14 protein-coding genes and 1 riboswitch are annotated in these 20,385 nt (G+C 74.1%); of the genes, 6 read left to right on the plus strand and 8 right to left on the minus strand.

What is annotated here, in order from left to right; all coding sequences use genetic code 11:
* Positions 1-24: 24 nt before the first annotated feature.
* From ACIQVT_RS27510 to ACIQVT_RS27520, 3 genes are all read right to left on the minus strand, one after another.
* Positions 25-1,218: a VWA domain-containing protein gene (locus ACIQVT_RS27510; protein ID WP_403759567.1), complete on the minus strand. Its 1,194-nt coding sequence runs from the start codon at positions 1,216-1,218 to the stop codon at positions 25-27.
* A 518-nt stretch (positions 1,219-1,736) separates the two neighbouring features.
* Positions 1,737-4,193: a DUF5682 family protein gene (locus tag ACIQVT_RS27515; RefSeq protein WP_403759570.1), complete on the minus strand. Its 2,457-nt coding sequence runs from the start codon at positions 4,191-4,193 to the stop codon at positions 1,737-1,739.
* Entirely contained in the window at positions 4,190-5,329 is a 1,140-nt protein-coding gene (locus ACIQVT_RS27520; protein ID WP_403759573.1) for an AAA family ATPase, read from the minus strand. Before ACIQVT_RS27520 ends, ACIQVT_RS27515 begins: the two co-directional genes overlap by 4 nt.
* 131 nt (positions 5,330-5,460) lie before the next feature.
* Here ACIQVT_RS27520 and ACIQVT_RS27525 point away from each other — a divergent pair, with 131 nt between their 5' ends.
* A complete protein-coding gene (locus ACIQVT_RS27525; protein WP_403759576.1) occupies positions 5,461-6,816 on the plus strand; it encodes an SWIM zinc finger family protein in 1,356 nt (451 codons plus the stop codon).
* Positions 6,817-7,258: 442 nt separating this feature from the next.
* Positions 7,259-8,845: a DUF5691 domain-containing protein gene (locus ACIQVT_RS27530; protein WP_403759579.1), complete on the plus strand. Its 1,587-nt coding sequence runs from the start codon at positions 7,259-7,261 to the stop codon at positions 8,843-8,845.
* Positions 8,846-8,934: 89 nt separating this feature from the next.
* Here ACIQVT_RS27530 and ACIQVT_RS27535 read toward each other — a convergent pair whose 3' ends face one another.
* Positions 8,935-9,357 carry a cobalamin B12-binding domain-containing protein gene (locus ACIQVT_RS27535; protein WP_403759582.1) on the minus strand — a complete coding sequence of 141 codons (423 nt, stop codon included), beginning with the start codon at positions 9,355-9,357 and terminating at the stop codon, positions 8,935-8,937.
* Positions 9,358-9,580: 223 nt separating this feature from the next.
* Between ACIQVT_RS27535 and ACIQVT_RS27540 the strand changes: the two genes are divergently transcribed.
* Entirely contained in the window at positions 9,581-10,432 is an 852-nt protein-coding gene (locus tag ACIQVT_RS27540; RefSeq protein ID WP_403759585.1) for an esterase/lipase family protein, read from the plus strand.
* A gap of 231 nt (positions 10,433-10,663) precedes the next feature.
* On the plus strand, positions 10,664-12,232 hold the full coding sequence (locus tag ACIQVT_RS27545) for a M23 family metallopeptidase (RefSeq protein ID WP_403759588.1): 1,569 nt from the start codon (positions 10,664-10,666) through the stop codon (positions 12,230-12,232).
* A 40-nt stretch (positions 12,233-12,272) separates the two neighbouring features.
* Here ACIQVT_RS27545 and pcrA read toward each other — a convergent pair whose 3' ends face one another.
* The gene (pcrA, locus tag ACIQVT_RS27550) at positions 12,273-14,762 is read right to left on the minus strand and encodes a DNA helicase PcrA (protein ID WP_403759591.1); all 2,490 of its coding nucleotides are present in this window, start codon (positions 14,760-14,762) and stop codon (positions 12,273-12,275) included.
* A 241-nt stretch (positions 14,763-15,003) separates the two neighbouring features.
* Positions 15,004-15,171, plus strand: a riboswitch (cyclic di-AMP (ydaO/yuaA leader).
* 8 nt (positions 15,172-15,179) lie between these two features.
* Between pcrA and ACIQVT_RS27555 the strand changes: the two genes are divergently transcribed.
* Positions 15,180-16,292: a C40 family peptidase gene (locus ACIQVT_RS27555; protein ID WP_403759594.1), complete on the plus strand. Its 1,113-nt coding sequence runs from the start codon at positions 15,180-15,182 to the stop codon at positions 16,290-16,292.
* A 39-nt stretch (positions 16,293-16,331) separates the two neighbouring features.
* Here the strand turns inward: ACIQVT_RS27555 and ACIQVT_RS27560 are convergent, their stop codons facing one another.
* Positions 16,332-16,685: a hypothetical protein gene (locus ACIQVT_RS27560; RefSeq protein WP_403759597.1), complete on the minus strand. Its 354-nt coding sequence runs from the start codon at positions 16,683-16,685 to the stop codon at positions 16,332-16,334.
* A 467-nt stretch (positions 16,686-17,152) separates the two neighbouring features.
* Here ACIQVT_RS27560 and ACIQVT_RS27565 point away from each other — a divergent pair, with 467 nt between their 5' ends.
* Positions 17,153-18,214 (plus strand): NlpC/P60 family protein, encoded by a 1,062-nt coding sequence (locus ACIQVT_RS27565; protein WP_403760241.1) that lies wholly within the window; start codon positions 17,153-17,155, stop codon positions 18,212-18,214.
* A 52-nt stretch (positions 18,215-18,266) separates the two neighbouring features.
* Here the strand turns inward: ACIQVT_RS27565 and ACIQVT_RS27570 are convergent, their stop codons facing one another.
* Together ACIQVT_RS27570 and ACIQVT_RS27575 are read right to left on the minus strand one after the other, a co-directional pair.
* Positions 18,267-19,010, minus strand: coding sequence for a LuxR C-terminal-related transcriptional regulator (locus ACIQVT_RS27570; protein ID WP_403759600.1), 744 nt, complete (start codon positions 19,008-19,010; stop codon positions 18,267-18,269).
* The gene (locus ACIQVT_RS27575) at positions 19,007-20,332 is read right to left on the minus strand and encodes a PspC domain-containing protein (RefSeq protein ID WP_403759603.1); all 1,326 of its coding nucleotides are present in this window, start codon (positions 20,330-20,332) and stop codon (positions 19,007-19,009) included. The genes ACIQVT_RS27570 and ACIQVT_RS27575 overlap by 4 nt, the downstream gene beginning before the upstream one ends.
* Positions 20,333-20,385 lie beyond the last annotated feature (53 nt).

Consider the following 20,385-nt stretch of genomic DNA (forward strand, 5'->3'; position numbering starts at 1 on the left):
TCGGCAGGCCGCGCGGGGCCGGCGTCAGGCCGCCGTGTCGGGTATCGGCAGCGGGCGCTTCTCCAGCGCCGCCGCCATCACCTCCGGGAACAGGTCGGGTGTGCAGGCGAAGGCCGGCGCCCCGAGCGCGGCCAGCGCCGCCGCGTGCTCACGGTCGTACGCGGGCGCCCCCTCGTCCGACAGGGCGAGCAGCGTCACGAACTGGACCCCGGACGCCTTCATCGCCGCGACCCGCTTCAGCATCTCGTCGCGGATGCCCCCCTCGTACAGGTCGCTGATCAGGACGACGACCGTCTCGGCCGGACGGGTGATCCGCGACTGGCAGTAGGCGAGCGCCCGGTTGATGTCCGTGCCTCCGCCGAGCTGCGTACCGAAGAGCACGTCGACGGGGTCGTCCAGCTCATCGGTGAGGTCGACGACCGCCGTGTCGAAGACGACCAGCCGGGTGGCGACCGACCGCATGGAGGCGAGCACCGCCCCGAACACGGACGCGTACACCACGGACGCCGCCATCGACCCGGACTGGTCGACGCACAGCACGACCTCCTTCTTCACCGACCGCGCGGCCCGTCCGTAGCCGACGAGCCGTTCCGGTACGACCGTGCGGTACTCGGGCAGGTAGTGCTTGAGGTTGGCCGCGACGGTGCGGTTCCAGTCGATGTCGTGGTGGCGCGGGCGGGAGACGCGGGCACTGCGGTCCAGGGCGCCGGTGACGGCGGCGCGGGTACGGGTCGCGAGCCGTCCCTCCAGGTCCTCCACCACCTTGCGCACGACCGCGCGGGCCGTCTCCCGGGTGGTCTCCGGCATCGCCTTGTTGAGCGAGAGCAGGGTGCCGACCAGGTGCACGTCGGCCTCCACCGCCTCCAGCATCTCCGGTTCCAGCAGCAGGGAGGCGAGGCCGAGCCGGTCGATGGCGTCGCGCTGCATGACCTGGACGACGGAGGACGGGAAGTAGGTGCGGATGTCCCCGAGCCAGCGGGCCACGGACGGCGCCGAGGCACCCAGCCCCGCCGACCGCCCCCGGCCCGCCGGTGCCGGGTCCCTCCTGCCGTAGAGCGCGGTCAGCGTGCCGTCCATGGCCGCGTCCCGGCCGTTCAGGGCGTATCCGGTGCCGTCGGCCTGGTCCCCACCGAGCACCAGCCGCCAACGCCGCAACCGCTCCCCCGCGGCATCGGACGACTCACCCCCCACCGCCCCGGCCCCCGCCGGTGCGGTCACGGCCGTTCCGCTCCCCGTCGGCCCGGCCCCCGCTACTACGCTTCCGACTGGCCCGGCCCCCACCGCTGCGGCCCGCACCGCTGCCTTCCGTGCGGTTCCGGCCCGCGCCACCGCGGTCACGGCCGTTCCGGTCCCCGTCGATCCGTCCCCCACAGCTGCGGTCACGTCCGGCTCGGCCCCCACCAGCCCGGTCCCCACCGCCGCGGGCCTCGCCCCTGTGGTCCGCGCCGTTCCGGTCCCCGTCGATCCGGTCCGCACCGCTGCGGTATCCACCGGTCCAGCCCCCAAGGTTGCCGCCCCCGCCGGTGCGGTCCCCGCCGATCCGGACTCCGCCGCTGAGGTCCCCGCCGGCTCGGCTCCCACTGCTCCAACCCCCAGCGCTGAGATACCCACCGATCCACTCCCCACAGATGCGGCCCCCGCCGATCCAGCCCCCGCCGATCCGGACTCCGCCGCTGCGGCTCCCGCCGGGCCGGCCCCCACCGATCCAGACCTCCCCGTTCCGGTCGTCCGGTTCGTCATGCGTGCACCTCCGCCAAGCCGGTGTCCTGAGTGGTGTCACGGTCGTCGCCCAGGCCGAGCAGCAGCCGCAGCACCGGCACGACGGCGTCGGCGCGCGCGGTGTCCGGTTCGGCGGCGAACCCGGGGACCGCCACGGCCCGGGCGGCGGTCCCCTCGCGGCCGCCGCCGGGACCGCGCCGGACCAGTTCGCCGAGGGTTCTGCGCACCCCCGGTTCGTACGCCGCGAACGTGCGCCGCAGCAGCGGCAGTACGTCCGTGAAGGCAGCCGCGGGCACCCCCGTCAGCCACGTGTCGAGCAGTCCGAGCAGCCGCTCGTCGTGCACCAGCAGCAGCCCGCCCCCGCCACCCGCGAACCCCTCGACCCAGGCGGCGGCAGCGGCGGGCGGTGTGCCCGGGGACAGCGCGAGCCCCATCAGCCGGGCCGCCTCCTCCGCCCGCAGCACCCCGTCGTCCAGCAGCAGTCGCACCGCCCGCCCCCGGATGACACCGGACGCGGTGTCCCGCGATGCCAGGGTGCGCAGTACACCCCGCCAGCGGTCGCGCAACCCGGCGCGGTCCACACGGCCCCCGCCCTCCGGGCTGCCCGGCGCGGAGAGGGTCTCCGACAGGAGCGCCACCGCGGTGTGCACGGCGTCCACGTGGCCGCGCATCTCCTCCGCCGCGTCCGCGTCCAGCGCGACGCAGGCCGGTGGCAGGCCGACGAAGACGCGTTCGGCGAGGGCCGCCGCGACCCCGGCCAGCGCGCCGATGTCGGTGCCGCGTACGTCGCCGTAGCGCAGGGCGCGGACCAGGGCGGGCAGGGCCTGGGCGAGGTGGGCGACGTCCGTGTCGAGGGCGGCCCGGTCGGCCAGCGCCCGCATGACCACGGGCAGCGCGTCCGGCAGGCCGGCCAGCAGGCACCGCTCGGCGAGCGCGGTGACGTCGGCGAGGGCGCGCGCGGCGGTGGCGTCCGCCTCGACCCTGGCCCGTGCCGCGGTGAGCACGGTCGTCCCCCACACGCCCGCCTCGGCGACCCGCACCGACAGTTCGGGCTCCCAGCGCAGCCGCCAGGTCTCGCGGAAGGTGCCCGTGCTCCCCCGGGACCGGGCCGGCTCGCCCCAGTCGACGCCGAGCAGCCTCAGCCGGTGGAGCAGCCGGCTGCGTCCGGCATCGGTGTCCGCGCGCAGGTCCAACTCCAGGTCGCGCTCGGGCGCCTCGGGCTTGAGTCGCAGCGCGCGCTGCCGGCGGGCGAGGTCCCGCTGGAGCGGCACCGCGGGCGCCGACTCGGGCACCTCGCCCAGGACGTCGCCGACCACCAGCCGGTCGTACACCAGGGACAGCGGCACGTCCGAGCCCTCGCACAGCACCGCGCGGACCGCGTCGGTGGTCTCCCCCAGGCCGGGCAGCGGGCGGCCCCGCAGCACCGCCAGCGTCTCCGCGAGCCGCACGGCCTCGATGACGTGCGCGGAGGAGACGATCCGGTCCTCCGCTCGCAGCAGCCGCGCCACTTCGGTCAGCCACCGCTCGACCGGCCGGTCGGGGGCGTGGAACAGGTGCGCGTACCAGCCGGGTGAGTCGATGCCCGCGCCGTACCCGCCGGCCCGGGCCAGCCTGCGGTGCGTCCACGGCACCCACGTCAGGTCGGTCCTCACCTTGGGGAGTCCCTTGAGCAGCGCCCGGTCGGCGGTGACGGTGGTCCGCTCCCGCAGCGCGGGCACGTGCCAGGCTCCGCACACGACGGCCACGGCGTCCCCGGCCTCCTTGCGGGCCTCGCGCAGCCGCAACCGCATGTGCGCCTCGCGCAGCAGGTCCCGGGGGCGTCCGCCCGCGCCGTACCGCTCGCGCAGCACGCCCATGGCCTCGGCCAGCGCGGCGAACGGTGCGAACGGGTCCCGGTCGCCCGGCCCCCGGTGCTCGACGGCGTCCTCCCACCAGCGTTCCGGGTCGTCGTACCCGGCGGCCTCCGCCAGCACGGCGAGAGGGTCGACACGGACCTGGTCGACACCGTCGCCGATATCGCCGCCGTCACCGGGAGCAGGAGCGCCGTCGTCGGGGACGGGGGCGGACACCTCACCGTCCTCCCCCTCCCCGCCCCGCCCGTCGCCGTCCGCGGGGGTGTCCTGCCATGCGAGTGTGTGCGCGGCGGGCAGGTCGATGAAGCGGGCCGGGACGCCGTGTTCGACGGCCCAGCGGATGGCGACCCACTCGGGGCTGAACTCGGCGAACGGCCAGAAGGCCGAGCGGCCGGGCTCGTCGACGGCGTGGGCCAGCAGGGCGACCGGGGGCCGCAGCCCCGGGTCGGCGGCCAGCGGGATCAGCGCGTCGGCCTCCGGCGGACCCTCGACCAGGACGACACCGGGCCGGGCGGCGTCGAGCGCGGCCCGCACCGCGCGCGCGGACCCGGGCCCGTGGTGCCGTACGCCGAGCAGCAGGGGCCCGGAATCGTACGCCCCGCCCGGGCCGGTGACGGTCACGCGCTCACCTCGCGGCAGGCGCGGTAGAAGTCCGTCCAGCCGTCGCGCTCGCGGACCACCGTCTCCAGGTACTCCTGCCAGATCACCCGGTCGGCCGCCGGGTCGCGGACGACGGCGCCGAGGATGCCCGCGGCGATGTCGCCCGCGCGCAGCACGCCGTCACCGAAGTGGGTGGCGAGGGCGAGGCCGTTGGTGACGACGGAGATGGCCTCCGCGGTGGACAGCGTGCCGCTGGGCGATTTCAGCTTGGTGCGGCCGTCGGCGGTGACGCCGTCGCGCAGTTCCCGGAAGACGGTCACGACCCGCCGGATCTCGTCGACGCCGTCGGGCGCGGCCGGCAGTTCCAGGGAACGGCCGAGCTGCTCCACCCGGCGGGTGACGATGTCGACCTCGGCGTCGGCGTTCTCCGGCAGCGGCAGCACCACGGTGTTGAAGCGGCGGCGGAGCGCGCTGGAGAGGTCGTTGACGCCGCGGTCGCGGTCGTTGGCGGTGGCGATGAGGTTGAAGCCGCGCACTGCCTGGACCTCCTCGCCCAGCTCGGGGACGGGCAGGGTCTTCTCGGACAGGATGGTGATCAGCGTGTCCTGCACATCGGCCGGGATGCGGGTCAGCTCCTCCACGCGCGCCGTCATGCCCTCCGCCATGGCGCGCATGACGGGGCTGGGCACGAGGGCGTCCCTGCTGGGGCCGTGCGCGAGGAGCCTGGCGTAGTTCCAGCCGTAGCGGATCGCCTCCTCGGGGGTGCCGGCCGTGCCCTGCACCAGCAGGGTCGAGTCACCGCTGACGGCGGCGGCCAGGTGTTCCGACACCCAGGTCTTGGCGGTTCCGGGCACTCCGAGCAGGAGCAGGGCGCGGTCGGTGGCGAGCGTGGTGACGGCGACCTCGACGATCCGGCGTGGCCCGACGTACTTCGGAGTGATCACCGTGCCGTCCGGCAGCGTGCCACCGAGCAGGTACGTCGCCACCGCCCACGGCGACAGCTTCCAGCGGGCCGGGCGCGGGCGGTCGTCCTGCGCGGCGAGCGCGGCGAGTTCGGCCGCGAAGGCCTGCTCGGCGTGCGGTCGCAGCACCTGCCCGGTTCCGTCGTGGTCGGATACGGCGGTCGTCGGTTCCACGGACTCCACGGACACAGACATGGCTGAGGCCCCCTCCAGCTCGGCCGGTTCGGATCTGACTCCACCGTGCACCACGCCACTGACAATCGCTCTGACCAGGCAAAACACGCTCGCCAGGGCGATTGTCAGTGGCGGGACCTACCGTCGGTGACATGACTGAGCAGGGGGTGCGCTGGACCGCGGACCAGGTGCTGGCACTGGCGCCTGACGCCGCGTCACGCAAGGCGGGGAGCAGACTCGGCGTGGCCGGCCCGTGGTCCGGGGCGGGGAGCGGAGAGGGGTCGGTGTGGGGGCTGTGCGAGGGCAGTGGCAGCAAGCCGTACCGGACGGTGGTGGACCTGGCGGACGTGACCGGGCCGGCGTACAGGTGCAGCTGTCCGAGCCGTAAGTTCCCGTGCAAGCACGCGCTCGGTCTGCTGCTGCTCTGGGCGGGCGGCGACGCCGCGGTGCCGGCGTCCGCGCCGCCGCCGGACTGGGCGGAGCAGTGGCTCGCGGGCCGGCGCGGACGCGACGCGGCGAGAGCGGCTCGGGCCGGGGAGGGTCCGCCGGCCGGGTCGGCGGACCCGGAGGCGGCCCGCCGGCGGGCCGAGCGCCGGGCCGAGCGGGTCACGGCGGGCGCGACGGAGCTGGAACAGCGCCTGACCGACCTGTTGCGCGGCGGCCTCGCCGCGGCCGAGCAGGCGGGGTACGGGCTGTGGGACGAGACGGCGGCCCGCATGGTCGACGCGCAGGCGCCCGGACTGGCCGCCCGGGTGCGGGAACTGGGGGCGATACCGGCCTCGGGGGCGGGCTGGCCCGCCCGGCTGCTGGAGGAGTGCGCGCTGTTGCACCTCCTCGACCAGGGCTGGCTGTGCCGTGACACGCTGCCGGACGCCCTCGCGGCCACGGTCCGTTCCCGGCTCGGCCTGCCCGCCGTACCGGACGGCCCGCCGGTGCGCGACCGCTGGCTGGTCCTCGCCCAGTACGACACTGCCGACGGGAAACTGACGACGCGCCGAATATGGCTGTACGGCGCCAGCTCCGGCCACACCCGGCTGCTGCTCTCCTACGGCGCTGCCGGACGGGCACCGGAGACGGCGCTGCCGGTCGGGTTGGCTCTGGACGCGGAGCTGTCCGCCTTTCCGGGCGCCGGCCGGTCCAGAGCCGCGCTGGGCGAACGGTTCGCCGCCCCGGCCCCGGCCGCGTTCCGCCCGCCGGGGGTGACCACCGCGGAGGCGGCGGCCCGGTACGGCGAGGCGTTGCGTGACGACCCCTGGCTGGAGTCGGTCCCGGTGACGCTGGGGCGGGTGGTACCGGTCCCGGACGGCGACGGGTGGCAGCTGGCCGACGCCGACACGGACACGGCCCTGCCGATGACCCGCTCCGCCCGCTCCCGTCCCGGCCTGTGGCGGCTGGTCGCCCTCTCCGGCGGCGCCCCCGTCACGGTGTTCGGCGAGTCCGGGCACCACGGGTTCACCCCGCTCGGCGCCTGGCCGGAGGGACCGGGCGACATGGTGCCCCTGTACTGACCGCCCGCACGGCACCCGGGGGCATTCCGCCAGACGAACGGAAGGGAACACGATGAACGGGACACCGGTCGGCACGGCCACTCCGGCCGACGCGAGGACACCGGCCCGCCAGCGCACGCCGGACGGCACCGCACCCGGACCCGGGAGCGCGGCACGGGCCCCCGGCGAGCCGCTGGACGGCGTCGGGACGACCGCCGGCGGGACACCGGGCGACCACCGGACCTCGGTGGGCGACGCCGCGCCGGACGGCGGTACGGCGGCGCCCACCGAGGCTCCACCGGACCGCGCGGGCCTGCCAGGTCCCGGGGGGCCCGCAGGTCCCACAGGTCCTGTCAGTCCCGCAAGCCCCATCGATCCCGCCTGTCTCGGGAAACCCGAAAGTCCCACCGGTCCCACCGGTCCCACGGATCCCAGTGGTCCCGCCGGCTCCTGGGAGGAGCTGGTGACCGCCGCGCTCCTCGGCACCGATCGGCGCGCCCCGGCGTGCGCGACCCCCGGGCGTCCCGCCCCGGTCGCGCTGCTGGACGCGGCCGCCCTGGCGACTGTACGACGGCGGGCCGGGCTGCGGCCCGCGCCGGCGGCACCGCGCCCGGAGCGTGCGCCCGCGGATCCGCGCCCCGCCCTGCCCGAGGCGGCGGCACGCCGGCTCACCACGCTGCTCGCCGACCGTTCCGGCGGCGCCGGCGGCCGGCGGGGCAGCTCCCCGGACCTCATGGAGCTGCTCCCGCAGTGGCTCGCGGCAGCCAACGCGCACGGATACGCGGCGCCACCGCAGACACTGCCCGCGCTCCTCGACGCGGCCCGGGGCCGTACGGACCTGCGGCCGGCGGCGCTGGCGTTCGCGGGACCGCGCGCACTGTGGCTGGCCCGGCTGAACCAGGACTGGCGGTTCGCCCTGCGCGCGGCCCCCGGCGGCGCCGCCCTGCCCGCTCCGGAGGACACCGGGGCGGTGCGCAAGCTGTGGTCGGAGGGGCTGTTCGCCGAGCGCGCGGCGCTGCTGGGCGCCCTGCGCGCCCGTACACCGGCGCTCGGGCGCGACCTGCTGGCCTCGACCTGGTCCACGGAGCGGGCGGAGGACCGGCTGATGTTCCTCGACTCGCTGCGCACCGGTCTGTCGGGAGCGGACGAACCGTTCCTGGAGCAGGCGCTGGGCGACCGCAGCCGCAACGTCCGGGCGACCGCGGCGGACCTGCTGGCGGCATTGCCGGACTCCGCCCTCGCCGCACGGATGGCCGTCCGGGCCGCGGCATGTGTGGCCCTGGACCGAACGGGGAACTCGCCCGTGATCGTGGTGGAGCCGCCCCCCGAGTGCGACTCCGGCATGGAACGCGACGGTGTGGTGGCCACACCGCCCTCGGGCAGAGGGGAACGATCGTGGTGGCTGGGGCAGTTGGTGGAGGCCGCGCCGCTCGGCACCTGGACCGGCCGGTTCGGCGGACGGACGCCGCGGGACATCGTGGCGCTGCCGGTGGCGGACGGCTGGCAGGGCGAGCTGCACGCGGCCTGGTGCCGGGCGGCGGTACGGCAGCGGGACGCCGTGTGGTCCCGGGCGCTGCTCGGTGCACCGTCGGCGCCGGAGGCGGGCGGCCCGGGCGCGGTGTCCCTGGCGGAACGGGCGAAGCTGCTGGCGGCGCTCGCGCCGTCGGAGCGGGCCGCCTGGGTGGCCGGGTTCATCGCGACGCACGGCCTGTCGGAGGCGTTCCAGCTGCTCGGGGTGTGCGCCGTCCCCTGGACCGCATCGCTGGGCCGGGCGGTGGTGGACGCCCTGAACATCGCACGGGACGCGGGCAGTTATCCGTGGAGCTTCAGCGGGGTCATGGGGCTGGCGGAACGCTGCCTGGACCCGGCGGAGACCGTACGGCTGGAGGCGCTGCTGGCGGTGCCCGACGAGCGGGAGGACGCCGCGCCGGGAGCCGGCGGCTACTGGGCGGAGGCTTTCCAGCGCCTGGTCACGACACTGCGGCTACGGGCGGTGATGACCCGGGAGCTGACACCGGCGCCCACCGACACGCCCACCGGACCGCCGTGAACACCCGCCGGGCCACCGGGGGCACCCGGCGGTTCACCGCAGACACCGGCGTCCGCCCCCGCCCCGGGACGGCCTCCACGGGCGGCGCCTCAGCCGCCGGACGCGGCTGGGTGACCGGCGTTCTCGCGCACCCACTCCACGATCGACGTGGTGGTGGCGCCCGGCGTGAAGATCGCGGCGACGCCCTTCTCCTTCAGCGGCGCGATGTCCTCCTCGGGGATGATGCCGCCCCCGAAGACGAGGATGTCCGCCGCGTCCCGCTCCCTGAGCAGGTCGATGACCGCGGCGAACAGCGTGTTGTGGGCGCCGGAGAGGATGGACAGACCGATCGCGTCGGCGTCCTCCTGGATGGCCGTGTCGACGATCTGTTCCGGGGTCTGGTGGAGCCCGGTGTAGATGACCTCCATACCGGCGTCGCGCAACGCGCGCGCGATGACCTTGGCCCCACGATCGTGGCCGTCGAGCCCCGGCTTGGCGACCACCACGCGGATCGGACCGGCTGCCACACCCATCACTGCCTCCATCAAGCGACCACGGAAGCGATCGCTTCCGTCCGTACCGACAAGTACCGCACTTTTGGCGCGTCCCGCCACTGTCGCGAAGTGAACGAACGTTATCCCCAGCATCCCGCAACCCGTGGTTTTACGGCACGCAGGGAGGGGGAAATCACATGTGGGACATGAGGGCACACGGGGGACCGAGCCGCCTCCCGGTCGTGCCGACAGGAGGTCGGCCATGAAGGTCACCGGGGTTATGCCGCTGTTCCTCCCGGTCTGCCGCCGCCTGTGGCCCGGCAGGCTGACCGGACTGTCCATGGCGCTGCTCAAGGCGACCGCCCTGGAGGCGGCGATCCTCGCCGGGCATCTGCTGCTGTATCCGACCGGCCTCGCCCAGGAACGCCGCTCGGCGGCCCTCGCCGCGGCGGAGGGCGCCACCCGGCTGCCGGCCCACCCCGGCACACCGGTCGTGCTGCTGCACGGCTTCATCGACAACCGCTCCGTCTTCGTCCTGCTGCGCCGCACCCTCGCCCAGCACGGCAGACAGCGTGTCGAGTCGCTCAACTACTCCCCGCTGACCTGTGACATACGGGCCGCCGCCGATCTGCTCGGCCGGCACGTCGAGGAGATCTGCGAGCGCACCGGCAGTACCCGGGTCGACATCGTGGGACACAGCCTCGGCGGCCTGATCGCCCGCTACTACGTCCAGTGCCTGGGGGGCGACCTGCGCGTACGGACGCTGGTGACACTCGGTACGCCGCACTCCGGCACGAAGGTGGCCCCGCTGGCCGACGCCCACCCGATCGTCCGGCAGATGCGGCCCGGATCGCCGGTCATCAGGGAGCTGGCCGGGCCCGCGCCCGGCTGCCGCACCCGGTTCGTGAGCTTCTGGAGCGACCTCGACTCGGTGATGGACCCGCTGGAGACGGCCTGCCTGGACCACCCCGACCTGGAGGCGCGCAACGTCCGGGTGACCGGCATCGGCCATCTCGCCCTGCCCGTGCACCCCGCCGTGGCAGCCGGGATACGGGAGGCCCTCGACGCCCCGCAGCCCGGGGAGCGGGTCGGCGAGGGACTGACGGTCGCCTGAGACCGGCCTCGACCGGGGAGCACGGGCCCGCACACCGCTGACGCAGAGTCACCAGTCATCGAACATTCTTCGAACGAAACGCCAAGGTCGCGTTCCGCATCCCCGAAACACGGCCGAATGCCCGTTTCCGGCCCACGGGAAACCAGCCGAAGATTGTCGCGCCCGCATACCGCCGGGTACAGTCGCCGCACTGCTCTGGCAGCCCCTGTTGTCGAGGCGAAAGAGAAGTTGGTGAACGATCGTCACCCGTCGGGGGTCATGACCACCCCGGCCCCGGCTTCCGACGCCTCCACCGCGCCCTACGGGCCGTACGCGGCACAGGAAGTCCCCCGCGACGACCTCACCACGTACGGTAGCTATGACGCCACCGGTTTTCCGGGTGGGACCGCGGCCACCACCGCCTTCGCCGCCGACCCGCTCTTCGGCAGTTTCCCGGCCGGCGAGCAGACCACCGGCACGTACGGCACGGCCTCTTGGCAGCCGGACGGCGGTCACACTCCCGACCACGACCCGTACGCGGCCCAGCAGCACGCCGGTTACGGACACGGCGGCTACGACACCGCCGCCTGGGCGGTCCCGGCGCAGGCCACCGGCAACGACGTCAGCGGCCAGTGGGACACGGGCGCCTGGGTCCAGCCCGACCGGCCCGGCGCCGACCCCGCCCAGCAGTGGGACTGGGGCACCCAGACCTTCGACACGGGCGCGTACGACGCCACCCAGTGGAACTCCGCCGGGCAGGCCGGCACGGCGGAACCCGAGCAGGGCGGTGAGCCGTTCGACCAGGGGGCCACCGCCACATTCGAGACGGTCGGCGACGCACCGGCCGCGCGCTTCGAGCCCGCGTCGTCCTACGAGGACCACGAGCACTACAGGGACCACGAGAACTACGGGGACTTCGAGAACTTCGAGAGTTTCGACACCGGCGAGGACACCGCCCACGACGGACGGGCCGAGGAGAACGGACCGGACTCCACCGGCGAACTGCCCGCCGTGACCGGCCTGCTGGACGGCGAGGAGGAGACCGGACCGACGCCGCCGACCCGCGCGGGCGCACGCGGCGCGGCACGCTCCCGGCGCCGTACGCCCGCCAAGCGCTCCGCGCTGCTGACCGTCGCCGTGCCCTCGGCCTGCGTGATGGGCGTCGCCGGGATCGCCGCGGCCTCGGTCGGCACGCTCGGCGACAGCTCCGAGGACACCACCGCCTCCGCGCCGGACGCGCAGGTGGTCAAGCCGTCCATCGCCAACAGCAAACTGGACACCCAGCTCCGCACGCTCTCCGACGGTGCCCACGACTTCGCCGACCGGGCGAGCCGCACCCAGGAGCGGATCGACCTCGTGGCGCAGCAGGCGCTGGAGAAGAAGAAGGCCGCGGCGGAGGCCGCGCTCAAGGAGCGGCTGCGCCCGAAGTTCGTGCTGCCGGTCACCCAGCGCGGACTCAGCGCCTACTTCGGTCAGGCGGGCGTCAACTGGATGTCGGTGCACACCGGCATCGACTTCCCGGTCTCGTACGGCACCACCGTGATGGCCGCCACCGACGGCACGGTCAGCACCCAGTGGAACAGCGCCTACGGCAACATGCTGATCCTGACGTCGAAGGACGGCACGCAGACCTGGTACTGCCACCTGTCCAGCTACCGCGTCGCCTCCGGTACGACCGTCAAGGCCGGCCAGCCGATCGCCTACTCCGGCAACTCCGGCAACTCCACGGGTCCGCACCTGCACTTCGAGGTGCGTCCGGCGGGCGGGGCGGCCATAGACCCGCTGCCGTGGCTGCGCAGCCACGGACTCGATCCGACGTAGGGACCGGCGGGCCCCCGCCCGACGGCGGGGGCCTTCTTCCCTAGAGCTTCTCCACCGGCGCGTACCGCAGCAGCAGCCGCTTCGGCTTGGTGTCCCCGAAGTCGATCGTGGCCTCCGCGTTCGCGCCCGTGCCCTTCACCCCGACGACCGTGCCCAGCCCGAACTGGTCGTGGGTGACCCGGTCGCCGACCACAAGCGTGACCACCGGCTTCTCGGCCGTGCGCCGCGTGGCGAACCCGGACGCGCCCGACGCCGAGGACCGCGAGCGGGACGAAGACAGCGAGGCCGCGATCCCGGACACCGGCCCGGACGACACCGGCGCCGCGCCCCCTGTCCGCTTCCACTCCAGGTGGGCGGCCGGGATCTCCTCCAGGAAGCGGGAGGGCGGGTTGTACGACGGCTGGCCCCACGCACTGCGCAGCGCCGACCGCGTGAGGTACAACCGCTCCCGGGCACGGGTGATCCCGACATAGGCCAGGCGCCGCTCCTCCTCCAGCTCCTTGACCTCGCCGAGGGCGCGCATGTGCGGGAAGACGCCGTCCTCCATGCCGGTCAGGAACACGACCGGGAACTCCAAGCCCTTGGCGGTGTGCAGGGTCATCAGCGTGATGACGCCGTCGCCGCCCTCCTCGTCGGGGATCTGATCGGAGTCGGCGACCAGGGCGACCTGCTCCAGGAAGTCGGCGAGCGTACCGGACTCGCCCTCGGCGCGTTCCTGCTCGAACTCGAGCGCCACGGCCGCGAGTTCCTGGAGGTTCTCGATGCGGGTCTCGTCCTGCGGGTCGGTGGAGGCCTGCAACTCGGCCAGGTAACCGGTGCGTTCGAGCACGGCTTCGAGGACGGTCGCCGGTCCGGCACCGGATTCGACGATCGTGCGCAGGTCCTCCATCAGCGTGTTGAACCGCTTCACGGCGTTCGTCGACCGCGCGGCCATGCCGTACGCCTCGTCGACCCGCTTCAGGGCCTGCGGGAAGCTGATCTTCTCCCGCTGGGCGAGGGCGTCGACCATGGCCTCCGCACGGTCGCCGATGCCCCGCTTGGGCACGTTGAGGATGCGGCGCAGCGGCACCGAGTCCTCCGGGTTGGCGAGCACGCGCAGGTAGGCCAGGACGTCCCGGACCTCCTTGCGCTCGTAGAAGCGGACGCCGCCGACGACCTTGTACGGCAGGCCGACCCGGATGAAGACCTCTTCGAAGACACGGGACTGGGCGTTGGTGCGGTAGAAGACGGCGACGTCCCCGGCGCGTGCCTCGCCCGCGTCGGTGAGCCGGTCTATCTCGTCCGCGACGAACTGCGCCTCGTCGTGCTCGGTGTCGGCGACGTAGCCGGTGATCCGGGCGCCGTGGCCGGCGTTGGTCCACAGATTCTTCGGACGGCGTGACTCGTTGCGCTCGATGACCGCGTTGGCGGCGGACAGGATCGTCTGCGTGGAGCGGTAGTTCTGCTCCAGCAGGATCGTCGTCGCGTTCGGGTAGTCCTCCTCGAACTGGAGGATGTTGCGGATCGTCGCACCCCGGAAGGCGTAGATCGACTGGTCCGCGTCGCCCACGACGCACAGCTCGGCGGGGGGCAGGTCCCCCTCGCCGGGCGGCACGCCGGCGTCCGCGGCGGCCCGCTCGCCCGTCCCGACCAGCTCGCGCACCAGCGCGTACTGGGCGTGGTTGGTGTCCTGGTACTCGTCGACCAGAACGTGCCGGAAGCGGCGGTGGTAGTGCTCGGCGACGTCCGGGAAGGCGCGCAGCAGGTTGACCGTCGTCATGATCAGGTCGTCGAAGTCGAGGGCGTTGGCCTCGCGCAGCCGCGACTGGTAGAGCGCGTACGCCTGGGCGAGGGTCTTCTCGAAGCCGTCGGTGGCCCGGGCGGCGAAGTCCTCCTCGTCGATCAGCTCGTTCTTGAGGTTGCTGATCTTGGCGCTGAAGGACTTGGGCGGGTAGCGCTTGGGGTCGAGTTCCAGATCCCGGCAGACCAGGGCCATCAGGCGCTTGCTGTCGGCCGCGTCGTAGATCGAGAACGACGAGGTGAAGCCCAGCTTCTTCGACTCGCGGCGCAGGATCCGCACGCACGCGCTGTGGAACGTCATCACCCACATCGCGTGGGCGCGCGGGCCGACGAGCTGCTCCACGCGCTCCTTCATCTCGCCCGCGGCCTTGTTGGTGAAGGTGATCGCGAGGATCTGCCCCGGGTGGACACTCCGCTCGGCCAGCAGGTGGGCGATGCGGTGAGTCAGCACCCGGGTCTTGCCGGAACCGGCGCCGGCGACGATGAGCAGCGGGGAACCGGCGTGCACGACGGCGGCGCGCTGGTTCTCGTTCAGCCCCTCCAGGAGCGCCGCCGCGTCGATCACGGGGCGCGGGGCGCCGTCGCGGTAGTGGGAGTCCCGGTCCGGCGGCACGTCGAACTTCCCGCCGAACAGATCGTCCGGGACGGGCTCCGGAGCGTGGTCGTGCTCGGGCGGCGGCGGAAGCTCCTCGTCGTGCCCGCGCGGGGGCTGGAGGTCCGCCAGGAAGCTGTCGTCAAAGAGGCTGCTCATCGCTCTCCGAGTCTAGGGCGCCCCACCGACAACCGGTCACCGTCCCGGGAACCGATGTTCGCCACACGAGCGCCCCACCTCCCCTCACGCACCGGAAGCACCTGGTCACACGGATGCGCGTGCGCCACGAGGTCACGGAAATGTATCGGACATACTGCGCACCAACCTTCACAGAAGACACACGAGTTGGCTAGGTTGCCGTCAGGCCGCACGACCCCCCTCCGGCGAACGTCGCCGGGCCGCGCGGCCTCCGCCGAGTCCGGCGTGCCCCTGCGCGGCACCCGGAGCCGGGGACCCACCGAATCCTGGGGTGAATCGGCCGACTCCCGCCCGGGACGACGCCGTAGGGCAACCCTTCCGTCCGCCCGAACCCGACAGCTAACCCGGTAGGCGGCAGCTAGGAAGGAGTCGCCTCCCTTGGCGTCGCACCGCAAGCCGCGCCCCGGCGGGACCCCGGGGGCGGGCGTCCGCACCCCCGCTCTCGCCACCGCCGCGCTCACCTCCCTCGCCGTGCTCTCCCAGACCGCGGAGACCCTGCCCGGGGCCGGGCACGGCAGGCCGAGCCCGGAGGAGGTCGAACGCAAGATCGACGACCTCTACCGCCGCGCGGACTCGGCGACCGCGACCGCCGCGGTGACGGAGGAACCGGCCGGTGCCCCAGGGCGGCGGGCCGACAGCCTCCAGCGGCTGCGTGACGAGGTCGCCCGGCGCGCGGCCCGGGCCCGCGCCGTCCCGACCCCCCGCGGCAGCGTGCCGGCCCCTCCGGCCGCGGCCCCCACCGCCCAGCACCACACCACGCCCGCTCCGGACCGGGCACCGTCCCCGTCCACGCAGATGGGGAGCCCCGCGCCCACCACCGGCGCGGGTGTCGCGGCCCCGGCGCACGGCAGGGCCGCCGTGGCGCCCGGCTGGGACGGCGGTGTCATGGCCCCGGCCCCCGTGGGCACCGTCGCACCGCTCACCCATGCGGCACCGGCACCGGTCGTGAACGCCGTCGTGCGGGGCGAGGGCGTGGCCGTCGCGCCGTCCGGGAGCAGCGGGCCGGAGGTCGCCGCTCGGGGGCCGAGGGACCCGAAGGCGGTGAAGGCGGCCGTGCAGCGGAAGCTCGCCCACGCGCGCGTGCTGCTGGCCCGGCGGACCGTCCCGGGCTCCGCGCCGTCCGGCACGGACGCGGCCAAGGCAGGGAAGGCCGTCGCCTTCGCCCGGGCCCAGCTGGGCGCACCGTGCGTGTGGGGTGCCGCCGGGCCAGGCTCCTACGACTGCTCGGGCCTGGTCCAGGCCGCCTGGAAGTCCGCCGGCGTCACCTTGCCGCGTACCGCTCCCGGGCAGGCCGCCGCCGGCACCAGGGTCCCGCCGGCCGACGCCCGCCCCGGCGATCTCGTCCTCTTCCACGACGACCACCGCCACGTCGGGCTCTACACGGGCGACGGCATGATGATCCACGCCCCCAGGCCGGGCGCGTACGTCCGTGAGGAGCCGGTCTCCTCCGTCGGCACGTCGGCCGTCCACAGCGTGGTGCGGCCGGTCTGAACCCCGGGGTCCGCGTGGCCCGGCCACACGAACCGGTGATCAGGTCCAGAGCACGGCGATGAAGATGTTGGCCGTGGTCAGGAGACCGACCAGTGCGAACTGGCCCTTGTCGATCCGCTCCTCGTCCCGCTTGACGTAGACCAGCCCGAGGATCACGATCAGCAGGGCCAGCTTCACGCCGATCTTCAGGGTGTTGACGTGGTGGCCGTCGGCCTGATTGAGGCCGACCAGCGCCACGCCGGTGACCAGCATGGTCAGCGCGCCGTGCAGCATCCCGGGCACGAACCGGGCCGTGCCCCGGCCCATGGCCTTCATCTGGGTCAGGAAACCGCCGAGCAGCGCGGCGATACCGACGATGTGCAGGCCGACGAAGAGATGGATGAGTACGTCCATGGGGCCGGAGCCTAACCAGCGGCGTCCCGGCCTCCCGCCACCGGCCCCACCCGGGCGGCCCGCGCCCATGTCCGGGGGCACCGCGCGGACTCCACGGGCCAGCGGGTCGGACGTCGCATCTATGCGAGCCATAGCACCTCAGCTCTCCCGCCTGTCCCCCTTCCCACTCTTCGATCATCACGCAGCGTGAACAAAACGACTTCGGTCAGTGATCGCGATCGCATCTGGTCGTATCCGTCCTATCTCGATCAGTTCCGTACAGTGCGTTACCGACTCGTCACCGTTCGGCCTAGCGTCCTCCCCCAGTGACCGGCTCCCCACGCCGCCCGGACCCGGGCGGCGGCCGGCCACCGCGCCGAGAAGCACCCGGCGGCGGCCCGTTCCCCCTGTGCGGACCGCCGCCGGGCGTACTCACCGCGACCCCGCTCGACACCGTTCGAGCCGTACGGAAGGACGTGAAGGTCCAGGTGGCAGCGCACCGCAAGCCCCGCCAACGCTCGCTCGGCGGCCATACGGCCCGCACAGCCGCCACACTCGCCCTGGCGGGCGCGGCCACCGCGACGGCTTTCGACGGGACGGGCCACGCCGAGCCTCAGCTGACACCCGGGCAGGTGAAGGCTGAGGTGAACCGCCTGTACCGCGAGGCGGAGACGGCCACCGAGAAGTACGACGGGGCCAGGGAAGAGGCCACGGCGGCCAAGGCGCGGCTCGCCGGACTCCAGGACCAGGCCGCCCGCCGGCAGCAGAGGCTCAGCTCGGCCCGCGACGCCCTGGGCTCGATCGCGGCGGCGCAGTACCGGGAGGGCGGTGTCGACCCGGCCTGGCAGCTGGCCCTCTCCAGCGACCCCGACCGGTACCTGGACGGCGCCGCGTTCGCCGAACGGGCCGGTCACCGGCAGGCCGCCGCCGTGTCACGGGTACGCGACCAGCTGCGGGAGATCGAGCGGCTGCGCGGTGCCGCACGCATCGAACTGAGGTCGCTGCGCTCCCGGCAGGCGGAGCTGAACCGGCAGAAGAGGACCGTCACCGGCAAGCTCGAGGAGGCCCGGCGGCTGCTCCGACGGCTGACGCCCGTACAGCGGGCCGAGGTCACCGGCGCCGACGGCGGCGACCGGCACGCCTCCCGGTCGGCCGCGGGTCCCCGGGAGGCGATGCGGTACGGGTCCTCCCCCGCGCCCACGGCACGCGCGGCGGCGGCCGTCGCCTACGCCTTCGGCAAGCTCGGCAGCCCCTATGTGTGGGGCGCGACCGGCCCCGACGCCTTCGACTGCTCGGGACTGGTCCAGGCCGCCTACCGCTCGGCCGGCGTCTCCCTGCCCCGCACCACCTACGCCCAGATCGGCGCGGGCCGGCGGGTCTCCCGCTCCGAACTCCAGCCGGGTGACCTGGTGTTCTTCTACTCCGGGATCAGTCACGTCGGCATCTACGTGGGCGGCGGCCAGATGATCCACGCCCCCAACCCGTCGGCCCCGGTACGCCTGGCCCCGGTCGACCAGATGCCGTTCGCGGGCGCGACCCGGGTGGCGTGAGGGGCCGGACGACGGGATGCGGCAGGGGTGCGGCCGGACGGTGCCGCAGGGGTCAGACCAGTCGGCGCGCCGTCGCCCAGCGGGTCAGCTCGTGACGGTTGGACAACTGGAGCTTGCGCAGGACCGCCGAGACGTGCGACTCGACCGTCTTGACCGAGATGAACAGCTGCTTGGCGATCTCCTTGTACGCGTAACCACGGGCGATCAGCCGCAGCACCTCGCGTTCGCGCTGGGTGAGACGGTCCAGGTCCTCGTCCACCGGCGGGGCGTCGGTGGAGGCGAAGGCGTCCAGGACGAACCCGGCCAGCCGCGGGGAGAAGACGGCGTCGCCCTCCTGGACCCGGAAGATCGAGTCGACCAGGTCGGTGCCCGTGATCGTCTTGGTGACGTAACCGCGGGCGCCACCGCGGATCACGCCGATCACGTCCTCCGCCGCGTCCGACACGGACAGCGCCAGGAAGCGGACGGGCCGCTCGGGGTCCGCCATCAGGGCCGCACACCGGCGCAGCACCTCGACGCCGCCGCCGCCGGGCAGGTGCACGTCGAGGAGGACCACCTCGGGCCGGGCCGCGGTGATGACCGAGACCGCCTGGTCGACGTCCGCCGCCTCGCCGACCACCTCGACCCCGGTCTCGGCGGTCCGGCCGATCTCGGCCCGGACGCCGGTGCGGAACATCCGGTGGTCGTCCACGAGCACCACCCGTACCTGCCGCCCGCCCGCGCCGCCGTCGGACGGCTCGGTCCCCGCCGCCTCCACCGCCCTCGTCGTCCCGTTCCCCTCGGTCGCGTCGCTCATGACGTCCTCTCCGCCCTCTCCATCTCCAGCTCGACCTCGGTCCCGCCCCCCGGTACCGCCCGCAGCCGGGCCGTACCGCCGTTGCGCTCCATACGGCCGATGATCGATTCTCTGACGCCCATGCGGTCGGCGGGTATCGAGTCGAGGTCGAAGCCGGGGCCCCGGTCGCGCACGGACACGAAGACCGCCTTTCCCTCGACCTCGGCGTACACCTGTACGGCACCGCCGTCGCCACCGTACTTGGCGGCGTTCACCATCGCCTCGCGCGCGGCCTGCATCTGCGCGGCGGTCCTCTCGTCCAGCGGGCAGTCACCGACGATGACGACCTCGATCGGCACGCCGTGGTTGTCCTCCACCTCGGCGGCGTTGCGCCGCACCGCCTCGGCCACCGTGTCCGGTTCGTCCGCCTCGTCCTTGCCGGTGCCCTCCGGCTTGTACAGCCAGGTGCGCAGGTCGCGTTCCTGGGCGCGGGCGAGGCGGCGCACCTCGTTGACATTGTCGGCGTTGCGCTGGATCAGCGTGAGGGTGTGCAGCACCGAGTCGTGCACGTGGGCGGCGACCTCGGCGCGCTCCTGGGCGCGGATACGCATCAGGCGTTCCTCGGACAGGTCCTGGGTCATGCGGACCAGGTACGGGCCGGCGAGCAGGGTGATGCCCACCAGGACGGCGAGCGCGGCCTGGAGGACCGCGCCGAGGTGGGCGGCCGAGCCCTGGAGGACGAACACGGCCGAGACACCGGCGGTGACCAGCAGGACCCCGCCGGCGGCACGCAGCAGCGTGAGGGTACGGCGCCGGCGGCCGACCTCCACCCAGCGGGCCCGGCGGGCGTTGTCCGCCTGGCGCCAGACCAGGGCGACCCCCGCCGCGACCAGCACGGCGGGCACCAGATAGGCCTTGGCCGGGCCGTCCAGGTCGACGCTGCCGACGAAGACCATGGACACGACGACCATGAGGAGCAGGGCGGCGATCTGTCCCCGGTCCGGCTTGCGCGCCACCAGCTTGCGCCGGCCGTCCGCCGAGGTCTCCGTGCCGACGAGCGACGGCTTCTGGCCGCCGACGCCGCCGATGCCGAGCGGGACGAAGAACCAGAACGCCGCGTACAGCAGCGCTCCGAGCCCGTCGGCCATGAAGAGGCCGACGAAGATCAGCCGCACCCAGACGACGGGCAGCCCGAGATGCCCGGCGAGGCCCCGCGCCACCCCGCCCAGCCAGCGTCCGTCGCTGCTGCGGTAGAGCTTGCGCGGTGGCCGCGGGTCGTCGAGGGGCGGGCTTGCGGCTTCCGGCATGGCATCGATGTTCACACGGCCGGAGGGGCGGGGCATCAGGGGCGGCCCCCGAGACGCCCCTGATCTTCCGCGGGAGCCGGCCGGGGACG

Source organism: Streptomyces sp. NPDC100445 (genome assembly GCF_044759735.1).
GTDB lineage: Bacteria > Actinomycetota > Actinomycetes > Streptomycetales > Streptomycetaceae > Streptomyces.